Raw genomic sequence first — 12,557 nt, 5'->3', positions numbered from 1 at the left:
AAAGAAAGGATTTGTGATGAAAAGATATAATATTTTACTTGTTGAAGATGATTGGATGATTGGTGATTTATTGAAAAAAATATTACAACGTGAAGATTACAATGTACGTTGGGTGAAAGAAGGAAAAGATATTGTAGATATAATCCATGAGATGGATTTAGTCATTATGGATGTTATGCTGCCAGGAGATGATGGCTATCAAATTACAAAGAAAATAAAAAGCCTAGGATTAAATATTCCAGTTATTTTTCTATCCTCCCGAAATGATATGGAAAGCAAACTCCAAGGTTTGACAATTGGTGAGGATTATATGACCAAGCCTTTTGATCCCAGGGAGCTATTACTAAGAATGCAGAAATTGCTGGATAATCAATATGGTACTTTCACGCAAATTAAGCATATATATATAGATGCCGAACATAAAAGGGTATTCAATAATGACTTGCATAATGAAGTGGTTTTTACTGCGATAGAGCGTAAAATATTTTTCTATTTATATGAAAATAGGGATCGAATTTTAACGAAAGAACATTTCTTTGAATATTTATGGCAGCTCGATGATCGGAATCAAAATATCATTCCTGTACATATAAAAAAAGTCAGAACAAAAATCAATGATAACACCGGTGAGATCATCCAAAATATATATGGGGAAGGGTATAGATTGAATACCTATATAAAGAAATGAAATTAAAGAAAAAATACCAGCTATTATTATTTATCGCCGTTATTAGCGTGCCATTTATATTACTGTTAATCAGTATCCTAATGTCAGTAATTTATGATTTGGGCTTTAAAACCAAAAATGATGACATTCCTTTTCATGAATCTTTTGCATATCCAACAATGCTTGGGGTATTCTTTTTATCATTATTATTGTTAGCCTTCTTATTTTCCAAATCTATTAACTCCCTATTAAATAAAATAAATATATTGAATGAAACTATCGGGAATTTAGCTAGTGATAAGGAGATTCCGAATAAATTAGAGATTAAAAGCAATGATGAAATCGGGAGATTAACTAAATCGGTGAACTTATTAATAGAAAGAACGACCTATCGGGAATTGGAACTCATACAACAGGAGGAAATGAAAAAGGAACTCTTGAATAAATTAAGGCATGACATCAATACACCTTTAACAGCGATGAGATTACAATTGTTTTATTTGGAAGGTCAATATATGGATCATGTTCCACTATTACAATCACTATATCAACAAATTGATTATATTTCCGAATTAACAAATGAATATAATATTCAATCCACAGAGGCATTAGATAATTCTTACATCTTAAGTGATGACGTGAATATGCATGATTTAATAGAAATGATGGTTAAAAAATGGGGTTATTTGTATAACATGCATGGTATTGAATTAATTTATCATCCAATAAATGGAGAGTTGGAATGGATAAGTAATGACTTGTGGCTTCAAAGGTTATTCGATAACGTTTTCCAAAATGTGTTGAATCACTCGAGGGCTGATAAACTTGTGATAACCATTGAACATAATGGAGTCAGTATCAAGGATAATGGTATTGGTTTTGATATCGATAGTAAAAGTAAGGGGCTTGGATTAAAAATTATTGAGGATATAGCTAAGACACTGCAGATAAAATATCATTTGCAATCAGACGAAAGCGGAACTTTATTTTGTTTTACCGTCGAAAAAACGAGATAAATCTCACTTGATTCGTTGTTTTTGAGGCTTTGACATCCGGGGAGTTTATCAAGGGTTCATCAATATTTTTCTTTTCAGATAGTTTACCTTATGCAACATAGTTATCTATCACTTACTTATATAAAGCGATACAAAAAGGTTGCTATAGACCCACCCATTTTTAAGTTGATATGATATTCAGGTACTTAATTGTGGGGGGAAGTTGAATGGAAGAACAAAAATATAAAGACCTCAAATTAGGCGAACGTGGTGCAATCATTAGTATAATTGCTTATATTTGTCTATCAATCATGAAACTGGTTATAGGATACATAAGCGACTCAGCGGCCTTGAAAGCGGATGGTTTGAATAACACGACTGATATTATCGCGTCCATTGCCGTGCTGGTCGGTTTAAGGCTAGCTCAAAGACCCCCCGATAAAGATCATGGTTATGGTCATTGGAAAAGTGAAACGATTGCTTCGATGGTTGCTTCATTCATCATGTTTGCTGTCGGTTTACAAGTATTAATAGATGCCGTTGCTTCCATGCTTAAAGGTGGAAAGGAATCACCTGACATTATTGCAGGGTATGTAGGTGTTTTATCAGCAATTGCCATGTATTTTGTATACCGATATAATAAAAAGCTTGCTATAAAAATTAATAGTAAAGCCGTCATGGCAGCTTCAAAAGATAATATTTCAGATGCTTGGGTAAGTATCGGAACAGCAATTGGGATTTTCGGTTCCCAATTAAATATGCCTTGGCTGGATTCCCTTACTGCCATCATTGTTGGATTATTAATATGCAAAACAGCCTGGGAAATTTTCATTCAAGCCTCGCATGAACTTTCTGACGGATTTGATGAAAATAAAATTCATCTTTATAAGGATGTAATTATAAATGTGGATGGAGTCAAGGGGATAAAAGAAATTAAAGGGAGAAACTATGGGAATAATGAAGTGATTGATGTTGTCATCCTTGTCAATTCTACCTTGGATATAAAAGAAGCACATGATATAGCGACGCATGTAGAGAAAGTGATGATGAAAGATCATGGCGTGTATGATGTTCATGTCCATGTTGAGCCCAATTAGTTCGCTCTTTTTTTATGAGCATTAATAAAAAAGGGAATAAAATGACTTTACAAACATAAGAATAATATGCAATCATTAATTTATTACATTGGAAGGAAAAGGTACCTCATACAATGAAGCAGTAATCTTATCAAATAAACAGTAAATCTAAATCTATATCAAAGGGTGTAATCGGTTAGTTATGTTCAATGAAAGTACGTTGCTTACCAGATTCATTGGAGAGTAAAGTGGATCATTTTTCATTTGAACAAGACTTTTTTTAGATACCCTTGTGAGATTTTTTATGATTATGTTTAGAGATGGGATTCGTCTGTTCGTTTATAGGTACTAATTCATATACGGCTGCTTTATCTGTAATCAAATCAGATGAGGTATATTAGGTTATGTATATTAATTTAGTAACAGGCGATCTCTCTCTAGAAAAATAGAGGGGGATTTTTCATGTTATGTTTAAAAGCGAAGGATATAAAGAAAAGTTACGGGAACCGTGAAGTTCTTTCCGTTGATTCACTTCATCTTTACAGCCATGACCGTGTTGGTTTGGTTGGCAGGAATGGAGAAGGTAAAACGACCTTGCTTTCTATTCTAGCGGGCATGAGGAAACCTGATAGCGGCCATATAGAAAGCTATGGAACAGTCGGCTATATCCCGCAAATTGAAGAAAATGAACAAGAAATAAGCGGGGAGTTAACGAGCATATGGAAACTGCCCAGTGAGAACCAAGAAACCATAAGCGGCGGCGAACGTACCCGAAGAAAAATTGCTGCAGCTCTGTCCTCCAATGCGGAAGTATTGATTGCGGATGAACCTACCAGCCATTTGGATATATCCGGAATTGAACAATTGGAAAAGGATTTAAAGTCTTTTAATGGCGCTATTTTGCTTACTTCACATGATAAGGCTTTCTTAAATCATTTATGTACAACAATATGGGAAGTCGAGCAAGGCAAGGTAACTGTATATGAAGGGAATTACGAAGCGTACATCAAACAAAAGCAAGCAAAAACAGAAAAAGAAAATAAACTCTATGAAGAGTACACCCGTGAAAAGAGTCGCTTGAAACAGGCTGCACAAAACCTCCAAGCCAAATCTGATTCAATTAGGAAAGCCCCTAAACGAATGGGCAATTCAGAAGCAAGGCTCCATAAACGGAGCGCCGGGAAACAGAAGGCGAAATTGAACCGTTCTGCTGAAGCGATTGAAACTAGAATCGAAAAATTAGTAAAAAAAGAAAAACCGAGGGAAGATTCCCCTATAATTTTTGATATTTCAGAATTTCCATCTTTGCATAGCAAAAGGGTGATTCGATTTAATGGTTGTTCCCTTAAAGTCGGGTCAAAGATGCTGAAACAACATATTTTTGGAGATGTCCCGCTAGCTTGCAGACTCGCTATCAATGGTCAAAATGGTTCAGGAAAAACGACATTATTGAAAAAGATAGTGGAGCATCACCCAGATTTATATGTCGCGAAGCCAGCAAAGATTGGTTTTTTTGCGCAACAACAAGAAAATCTGAATGAAAGTAAAACGGTACTGGAAAATATATTGGAGGACAGTCCCTATAATCAAGCCTTTATTCGTACGCTATTATCACGATTAGCTTTTAAAGGAAATGATGTTCACAAACAAATATCACTTTTAAGCGGTGGGGAAAGAGTCAGGGCTTCCCTGGCAAAAGTTTTTTTGGGAAACTATAATGTATTGGTTTTGGATGAACCTACAAATTACCTGGATATTCAAACTAAAGAGGCGTTAACCGAAGTGTTAAAAGCCTATCCAGGAACCATCGTTTTTGTGACACATGATCGTTCATTGATCCAATCGCTTGCAACACATTCACTTTCATTTGAGGATGAACCTCCGAGAGTACGTACTATTAATCAGAATTCAAAAACGGTTACGCTTAAAGATGGTAATCAAGATAAACAGGCTGAACTTCTTATGATTGAAGTGCAAATCATCGAGACACTTGGGAAGCTGTCCAGTGTTATGAAGGAAGAGGAGAAGGAGGAATTGGATAGGGAATACCTCCAACTCTTGAACAAGAAAAAGGAGCTTGAAGATTAAGTGCCATCCATTATTAAAGGCCCTTCTTAATCGAGAGGGGCCTTTAATAATGGATAAAAGCGGTTATGGTAGGTGAGGATAGAATAGCGATAAAATGGATTAGTCCATCTTGATTGGTATAAGAACTATATGGAGTTTTTATCAAATGGCTGTTTTTCCAACGTACAATCTCCATTACAAGATTTCATAGTCCTATACTTTCAATGACGATATATGGGGAAAGGGGTAATCCTTAACCTGCCACGGCGGGACTTGTAATCAAAACAACTGAAGAAAACCAATACATAGAGAATAAAGGTCCTTGCTCAAACTTCAGTGATTTGAGGGAGAACCTTCACTTGTTCCTTTTGAACGGGGATTTTGTACACCAATCAAAAAGGAATGCTAATTATTGTAAGCATTCAGATTTTATTGTTTTTACTCTCATTTTCCGGTTTCTTTATGATTGCGTATGCAAGGTATCCTATTAAGCCCACAAATAATCCGGTGCCGCCTACAATATAAATCATCGTAAACACTTTTTCTAATGTTGTCTCCGGTTCAAAACTGGGATGCCCAACCGTACTAAGAGTAACAACACAGAAGTAAAGGGAGTCCATCACAGTCAGACCTTCCTGCTTACATAGAAAATTGTGCCGGAAAGTAACAAACCAGGACCAATACGAAAAGAACCTGGAAGTTCTTCAAAAGCGGACCACAGAGCTTTTAGGAAACGTTTCAAGGTAGGATAAATGAAATCATCGGTACTTTCTTTTCCTTTCGGTTTCATCACAATTTAAATAAAGTGAATGAGTATACCCTGTAATCGAGCTTGGTCAGTTAATCATTCTACTATACAGGAATCCCATTTAGGTTGACAAAAAAACGTATTAATTTTAATCTGTTATGAACTAAAAGCGTTGGTAACCAATAGAAGGTGAAAGTAAGTAAGAAGGAGGTCAATCATGAAACCACGTATTACTGTCATAACATTAGGTGTGGATGATTTGGAAAAATCGCTGAAATTCTATCGGGATGGCCTGGGGTTTCAAACAGAAGGAATAGTGGGCAAAGAATTTGAGCATGGAGCTGTAGCCTTTTTAGACCTGCAAGAAGGCTTGAAGCTTGCCATATGGAATCGAAGGGATATAGCTCATGAGGCCAAGGTTCCTTTGTCTCCGGCAAGTCCTACTGAATTTACCCTTGGTCACAATGTAGGGAGTAAAGAGGAAGTGAATAGGGTGTTGGAAAAAGCAAAAAAAGCTGGCGCGGTGATAACCGATCCGGCACATGACACTTTCTGGGGAGGATATTCTGCACACTTTCAAGACCCTGATGGACACCTTTGGGAAGTGGTTTGGAATCCCCAGTGGGGCATCATGGAATCATGAATGTGAACCATTTTTAGAAACATCACCTCAAGTTTAATCATTCGTAATAATACAAAAAAAGGCAGTAGGCAATAGGAGTACTATCCGAATGTTAAAACAAAGCCGATTGGAACGGAAGGTTGAGATTCCTGCGGGGAAAGCGGTCTAGGGCGGACTCGCCCGCGGAAAGCGAGGTGCCTACAATATGAAAAAAGCACTTTACCTAGGGGTTAAGTGCTTTTTTTTATTAATGTATTCTCTACTTTTTGCAATCATTTCTTTATTCTTTTCAATCGCTTCGTTATTACTGTATTTCACCTGATCAACGGTCTCATTATCTTCCATGTATTCAAGCAACAAGTCTACAGCTTTATCCATCAGTCTTTCGATGGGGATATTTCTTTCTTCAGCCAGATTAGTAAGTCTATTTATCAAATATGGATTGAGGGTAATGTTTATTGGTTTTCTCGTTTCAGAATTAATAAGTTGTTCCACCTACAATCTTTTTATCTATCATACACCTTTATTTGAAGTTAAACAAATATGTGTAGGGATATGTATGTAGGATTGTACAGAATTGTAGAGGAGGGGATACAGGCGTTTGCCACAATGGAAGTAAGAAACCACATAAATGAGGTGGCGAAATACTTTTAGGACCTCAAGTTCGTTATTTACTTAATGATATAAAGAAAATAGGGAATGAAAAAGGAGTACTGGTAGATACATTATTCCAATGCATTATGGATCATGTAATGGCAAGGAAGTATTGCGTACGGCCCTCCAATTAACTTTAAAATAATATACTATCAAAAGGGGTGTTAATAAGGCGAAAACGAATGAGGATCTATCTGAATTTTCATTACAATTAATTCTTCATAGCGGGAATGCCCGCAGCTTTGCAATGGAAGCCATCTTCTTGTCAAAACAAGGTAAATCAAGTGATACCCAGGAAAAATTAATGGAAGCGGAACATGAGTTTGTTGCTGCACATGAAATCCAAACCGCATTGATTCAACAAGAAGTGAACGGTGAGAAATTCGAAATTCCAATGTTCCTGATTCATGCTCAAGATCACCTGATGACTTCGATGACAACAAAAGATTTAGCGATGGAAATCGTGAAATTGCACGAAAAAGATGGCGATGCATTCATGAACCTAAGCTATGGCATTTAAGGGTCACCCAAGATTAGGATTCTCCGGAATTTTAAATTATACTAATGTTCAGGGCACTGGCCAATGATGCTGACATAAAGTAACGAAGGATAAACATGATGGATAGCAGAACAAACAAATGATTAGCAAGATTAATCAAGGTATAAAAGGGGAGAAAAACATGCAAAGAGTCAATCTAACAGAAGATTTTAGTCTTTCACGCATTGTACACGGTATGTGGAGGCTGGCAGATTGGAGATTTTCTACAGATGAAATCCTATCTCTTATTGAACATGGTACGGATCGGGGCATCACTACATATGATCATGCCGATATATATGGCAGCTATACGTGTGAGGAGATTTTTGGGAAAGCACTTTCATTAAAGCCATCTTTACGCGATAAAATGGAAATCGTTACGAAATGTGGCATAGTTCTTAAATCCGAAAACCGTCCTTCTCATAAAAGTCACCATTATGACACTAGTAAAACCCATATAATAAAGTCTGTTGAACAATCTCTTATGAATCTTAAAACGGATTATATTGATTTATTGCTTATCCATCGCCCGGATCCCCTGATGGACCCGGCGGAAACAGCTGAGGCGTTTAGTCAATTAAAGGAATCAGGAAAGGTCCGTAACTTTGGCGTATCGAACTTCAAAAAACCGCAATGGGATATGCTTCAATCTTACCTTGAATATCCCCTAGTGACGAATCAACTGGAACTTTCCGCATATAATCTTGAAAACTTCGAGGACGGAACCGTTAATCTATGTCAACAAGCGGGCGTGGCTCCCATGGCTTGGTCACCTCTTGCAGGAGGAAGCATCTTTGAGGAATCGAATGAAAAGGCTGCCCGATTAAGAAAAACGTTAGAAATCGTAAAAGAAGAAGTCGGTGCTAATGGAATAGATGAAGTGATGTATGCATGGCTATTGAGACATCCTGCAAAAATCATTCCCATCGTTGGATCCGGTAAGAAAGAACGACTGGACAGCGCCATCGATTCACTAAACCTAAGCATGGAGAAAGAGCAATGGTTCAATATTTTAACCAGCTCGATGGGACATGATATCCCGTAATGAACGGTACCGTTAAACAAGAAACCATGCCTTCATTAATGGGGACCTCCGTGAAGAGGTCCCCATTAATGAATAATAAACAAGGACGAGATGGAATTTCACTTTTTAAACCATGATTTTTATAGTACTAATAAGATTCTGCCGTATAATAAAAATACTATTTCATTTTCGAGGTGAAACAACATGAAAATCGGGGTTATAGGCTCAAAGTATTTTTTGGAATCCATATCAATCCACTTTCCCATGTTTCCTGAGGTACAATTCATTTCCTTTCAATATGATATGCCGGAAGAAAGCAGTCTATTAATAGAAAATGCGGGAAAACAAACCGATCTAGTACTGTTTTCAGGTTCCATACCTTTTTATTATGGATACGAAAAGGTTAAAAGGAATTTAATAGAAGCTATTTTTGTCCCATTTGATGAATTGACAGTTGCGCTTTCGTTGTTATCGATTTCTCATCGGGAACAGGTTACTATAAATGAAATCTCAATAGATTTACCGGACAGAAAAAGGTTAATGAATGTATTGGAGGAATCGGAAATTGCAGAAGAATTTCTTTGTGTGAAAGATTATCCTTGGATATACAAGAGGGAAGAAAGTACCCAGACACTAAATATAGCCGAATTCGTTCAATTCCACAGAAACCTGCATAAAGAAGGAAAAACATATATCGCATTAACGAGCATACACGCTGTATATCAGGAGCTTCAAAGACTGTCCATTCCTTCCAGATTTATGGTCCAGCCCAAACATACCTTAGTAGACAGCATTACAAGAGCTATTTCCATATTAAAATTAAAGAAAACGGAAGAATCCCAGATTGCTGTCATTTCCATTCAAGATTATCAACAAAACGCTAATGAAAGTGAACGATTATTAAATTTTTTACAGAAATTGAGCAAGAGATTACAGGCTCGTGTTTCACTTGAATACTGTAATCCAAATTTGATTTATACTACACGCGGTGCATTGCAGGCGTTTGAATCAGGTATATATGATGAAATTATCGGACAAATGGAACAAGAATTTCAATCCCTCTTCCAAATTGGTATTGGATATGGATATACGATTCAAGAGGCGGAAAAACATTCGGCTCAGGCACTATTTTTCACCAATAAATTTCTTAGGAATAAAACGGTAGTTTGCTTGGTGGATGAAGATCAAAAACTCAAGGGGCCATTATTCGAAGGGAACCACCAAGTGGAATTGAAAAATGAAGATGAAGGCATACAAAAATTAGCCAGTGAACTAAAAATGAGTGCAAAAAATATAAAAATGATTCATCAGTTTATTTCGATAAACCAATTTCGGGCTTTTTCTGCAGCAGAGCTGGAGGAATACATGAGTTGTACCAGACGATCGGCAGAAAGATTCGTTAAAAGACTTACTGAAGGAGACTGTCTAAGCAAAGTTGGAGAGGAACATCCTTATGGGCAAGGAAGACCCCGGAATTTATATGTACCTGAGGAAAAATTCAAGAAACTTACTGAAAATTAAAATTTTCAGACTTTACAGAAAAAGGTGATTAGTATATATTATTTTTATTAACGACATATAGCGACAACGGAAGGGGAGGTAGTATTGTTTATTGAACGAATTGAAATTCATGCTGTTCATTTGCCATTAAAAGAGCCATTTGTCATTTCCTATGAAACATACAAGCATATGCCATCCATTATCGTAAAATTAATAGCGGATAACGGACTGGTGGGGTATGGTGAGGCGGTGCCTGATGAACATGTAACCGGGGAAACGTTTTTTGCGACATTTGAAGTACTAAAGCATGTCCTTTTACCTGCTATAAAGCAGGAAAACCCATTTAATTTAGAAAAGATTCACGATATCATGAATTCCGCCATCATTGGAAACCCCTCAGCAAAAGCGGCCATTGATATAGCTTGCCATGACTTGATGGGGAAAAGCGCGAAATTACCGATTTATGATTTATTGGGCGGAAAATTCCATGAATCCCTTTCTTTCGCTAAGGTATTGAGTATAGACGAACCGGGGATTATGGCTGAAAAAGCACAGGAAGCTCTCAATAAAGGATATAGTTCTTTAAAACTTAAAGTTGGCTGGGATATTGAGTCAGATATAGAACGGATTGCTGCTGTCCGACAAAAGGTCGGGAAGAAGATTCCAATTCGGGTCGATGCAAATCAAGGGTGGGGGACATTTGCCAACGCACTTCCAGCAGTGAAAGCTCTGGAACCATTAAACCTTTCATGGTTGGAACAGCCGATTAGAATGGGGGATATAGACGGTCTTGCTGAACTGAAGGGAAAAACGACCATTCCACTTATGGCAGATGAAAGCATCCATAACGGAACCCATCTACTCGAAATCATCAAAAAGAATGCAGTGGATAAAATCAATATTAAACTAATGAAATGCGGCGGAATCTATCAGGCTATTCAATTGGCAAAGACAGCAGAGGTTGCAGGAATCAGCTGCCAAATCGGTTCGATGGTGGAATCATCCATCGGGTCTGCAGCCGGATACCATACGGCCATTTCACGAAAGAATATTACCAGTACTGAATTGACGGGCCCGCTTCTATTCAGTCTTGATATTGGGAATCTAGATTATGAAATTCCATATGTCCATCTTACAAAAGAACCTGGGCTTGGAATCGTAATTAACGAGGAAGTTCTTGAGCAATTAACGATAAAAAAAGAGCTGGTTTAAACATAAGCCGTAAAGGATGGGGTGAACGGATGGAAACGGAAAAAAATAGTGTGACGGTAAAGAAAAAAGCAAGGTTGAAAGTACCTCATACATACACGCTTATCTTTATCATAATAATCTTGGCAGGACTTGCTTCATATGTTATTCCGGCCGGCGAATTCGACAGGGTTGAAGATGAATCAGGAAGAATGCTTGTAGTTGACGGAAGCTATCATTCTATTGAACAAGACCCTGTGAGCTTCTTTGACCTTTTCACCTCCATTCCATTGGGATTGGAAAAAGGAGCCCAAATCATTTTTTATATCTTTCTAGTAAGTGGTGTATTTGGGATAATACGCACGACCGGGGCCATTGAAGCGGGAGTCTACAAAGGGGTCCGATCACTTGAGGGCCGGGAAAAGCTTTTGATTCCATTGAGTATGCTGATTTTTTCGATAGGCGGTTTTAGCATGGGGATGGCAGAAGAGACCATCATCTTTGTACCGATTGGTATCGCTATAGCCAGGGCCATGGGCTTTGACGCAGTTACTGGAACGGCCATGATTACACTTGGTGCAGCCAGCGGATTTTTTGGGGGCATGCTCAATCCCTTTACGGTAGGGGTGGCGCAATCACTTGCTGAAGTACCTTTATTCTCAGGAATCGGTTTTCGCTTTGTAGTTTATATTTTTGTACTTGCATTTGCCATTTGGTATGTTAGCCGTTATGCGAATAAAGTAAAGAGGAATCCTGAAAATAGTGTAATCTATGATATTGAACAAAAAGAAAAAAGAACGGTTGGTCTAGCCGAATTTCCTGAATTGACGGGGCGTCACAAGCTAGTCTTCATCGCGATGATCTTCGGCCTGGCTTTTAACATTTATGGTGTGTTTAAATGGGGTTGGTTTTTAACCGAGCTTACCGCTTCATTTTTGATTATGGGTATTGTAAGCGGTATTGTAGGCGGATTAAAGCTTGGGAGAATTTTCGATTCATTTATCGATGGGGCCAAAGCAGTAACATTTGGCGCCTTGATCGTCGGCTTTGCAAGAGCAATAACAGTAGTGTTGGAAGAAGGGAAAATCATAGATTCTTTGGTCTTCATGGCGGCGTCCGGGATCGGCCACCTACCGCAGGCATTGAATGTCGTAGGCATGTTCTTCACCCAATCAATCCTGAATTTATTCATCTCTTCGGGTAGCGGGCAGGCTGCGGCAACAATGCCAATCATGGTTCCCATTACGGATATTTTGGGCTTGGAAAGGCAACTTGCCGTTCTTGCCTTCCAATATGGGGATTCGGTTACGAATTCCATCATTCCTACGTCTTCAGCATTAATGGGATATTTGGCCATCGCAGGGATTCCCTATGAGAGATGGGTGAAATTCATTTGGAAATTAATTCTCGGGTGGGCTTTAATTGCTTGCATTGCATTAATGGCTGCAGTGGCCCTCGGGATCTCCTGAGAGAATAAG

The 12,557-nt window shown here is 37.9% G+C and carries 12 protein-coding genes and 1 pseudogene; 11 read left to right on the top strand and 2 right to left on the bottom strand.

Going from position 1 to position 12,557, the window contains the following annotated elements; genetic code table 11:
- The first annotated feature begins 16 nt into the window (after positions 1 to 16).
- The 4 genes from ACQKNS_RS02975 to abc-f all read left to right on the top strand — a co-directional run bounded on the left by ACQKNS_RS02975 (position 17) and on the right by abc-f (position 4,826).
- Positions 17 to 688, top strand: coding sequence for a response regulator transcription factor (locus ACQKNS_RS02975; RefSeq protein ID WP_427641116.1), 672 nt, complete (start codon positions 17 to 19; stop codon positions 686 to 688).
- A complete protein-coding gene (locus ACQKNS_RS02970; RefSeq protein ID WP_427641115.1) occupies positions 685 to 1,683 on the top strand; it encodes a sensor histidine kinase in 999 nt (332 codons plus the stop codon). The genes ACQKNS_RS02975 and ACQKNS_RS02970 overlap by 4 nt, the downstream gene beginning before the upstream one ends.
- A gap of 206 nt (positions 1,684 to 1,889) precedes the next feature.
- Complete coding sequence (locus tag ACQKNS_RS02965) at positions 1,890 to 2,759, top strand: cation diffusion facilitator family transporter (protein ID WP_427641114.1); 870 nt, start codon at positions 1,890 to 1,892, stop codon at positions 2,757 to 2,759.
- A gap of 441 nt (positions 2,760 to 3,200) precedes the next feature.
- Positions 3,201 to 4,826, top strand: a complete 1,626-nt coding sequence (gene abc-f, locus ACQKNS_RS02960; protein ID WP_427641113.1) for a ribosomal protection-like ABC-F family protein — start codon at positions 3,201 to 3,203, stop codon at positions 4,824 to 4,826.
- A gap of 401 nt (positions 4,827 to 5,227) precedes the next feature.
- Here abc-f and ACQKNS_RS02955 read toward each other — a convergent pair whose 3' ends face one another.
- Complete coding sequence (locus ACQKNS_RS02955; RefSeq protein WP_427642115.1) at positions 5,228 to 5,425, bottom strand: potassium channel family protein; 198 nt, start codon at positions 5,423 to 5,425, stop codon at positions 5,228 to 5,230.
- Positions 5,426 to 5,770: 345 nt separating this feature from the next.
- Here ACQKNS_RS02955 and ACQKNS_RS02950 point away from each other — a divergent pair, with 345 nt between their 5' ends.
- Positions 5,771 to 6,196 (top strand): VOC family protein, encoded by a 426-nt coding sequence (locus ACQKNS_RS02950; protein WP_427641112.1) that lies wholly within the window; start codon positions 5,771 to 5,773, stop codon positions 6,194 to 6,196.
- Positions 6,197 to 6,394: 198 nt separating this feature from the next.
- On the opposite strand, the gene ACQKNS_RS02945 is transcribed toward ACQKNS_RS02950, so the two are convergent.
- A complete protein-coding gene (locus ACQKNS_RS02945) occupies positions 6,395 to 6,670 on the bottom strand; it encodes a ribbon-helix-helix domain-containing protein (RefSeq protein WP_427641111.1) in 276 nt (91 codons plus the stop codon).
- 114 nt (positions 6,671 to 6,784) lie between these two features.
- On the opposite strand from ACQKNS_RS02945, the pseudogene ACQKNS_RS02940 reads away from it, so the two are divergent.
- From ACQKNS_RS02940 to ACQKNS_RS02915, 6 genes and pseudogenes are all read left to right on the top strand, one after another.
- A pseudogene (locus ACQKNS_RS02940) lies at positions 6,785 to 6,974 on the top strand (hypothetical protein).
- A gap of 6 nt (positions 6,975 to 6,980) precedes the next feature.
- A complete protein-coding gene (locus ACQKNS_RS02935) occupies positions 6,981 to 7,349 on the top strand; it encodes a PTS lactose/cellobiose transporter subunit IIA (protein ID WP_427642114.1) in 369 nt (122 codons plus the stop codon).
- Positions 7,350 to 7,509: 160 nt separating this feature from the next.
- Positions 7,510 to 8,412 (top strand): aldo/keto reductase, encoded by a 903-nt coding sequence (locus tag ACQKNS_RS02930; protein ID WP_427641110.1) that lies wholly within the window; start codon positions 7,510 to 7,512, stop codon positions 8,410 to 8,412.
- 183 nt (positions 8,413 to 8,595) lie between these two features.
- Positions 8,596 to 9,912 (top strand): MarR family transcriptional regulator, encoded by a 1,317-nt coding sequence (locus ACQKNS_RS02925; RefSeq protein WP_427641109.1) that lies wholly within the window; start codon positions 8,596 to 8,598, stop codon positions 9,910 to 9,912.
- A gap of 84 nt (positions 9,913 to 9,996) precedes the next feature.
- Complete coding sequence (locus tag ACQKNS_RS02920; protein ID WP_427641108.1) at positions 9,997 to 11,103, top strand: mandelate racemase/muconate lactonizing enzyme family protein; 1,107 nt, start codon at positions 9,997 to 9,999, stop codon at positions 11,101 to 11,103.
- 29 nt (positions 11,104 to 11,132) lie between these two features.
- A complete protein-coding gene (locus ACQKNS_RS02915) occupies positions 11,133 to 12,548 on the top strand; it encodes a YfcC family protein (protein ID WP_427641107.1) in 1,416 nt (471 codons plus the stop codon).
- Positions 12,549 to 12,557: the final 9 nt, after the last annotated feature.

Origin of the sequence: Peribacillus sp. NPDC094092 (assembly GCF_050279365.1) — a bacterium.
Lineage (GTDB): Bacteria > Bacillota > Bacilli > Bacillales > DSM-1321 > Peribacillus.
Note: the sequence above shows the minus strand (reverse complement) of the source record. Positions and strands in the feature narration are given on the sequence as shown.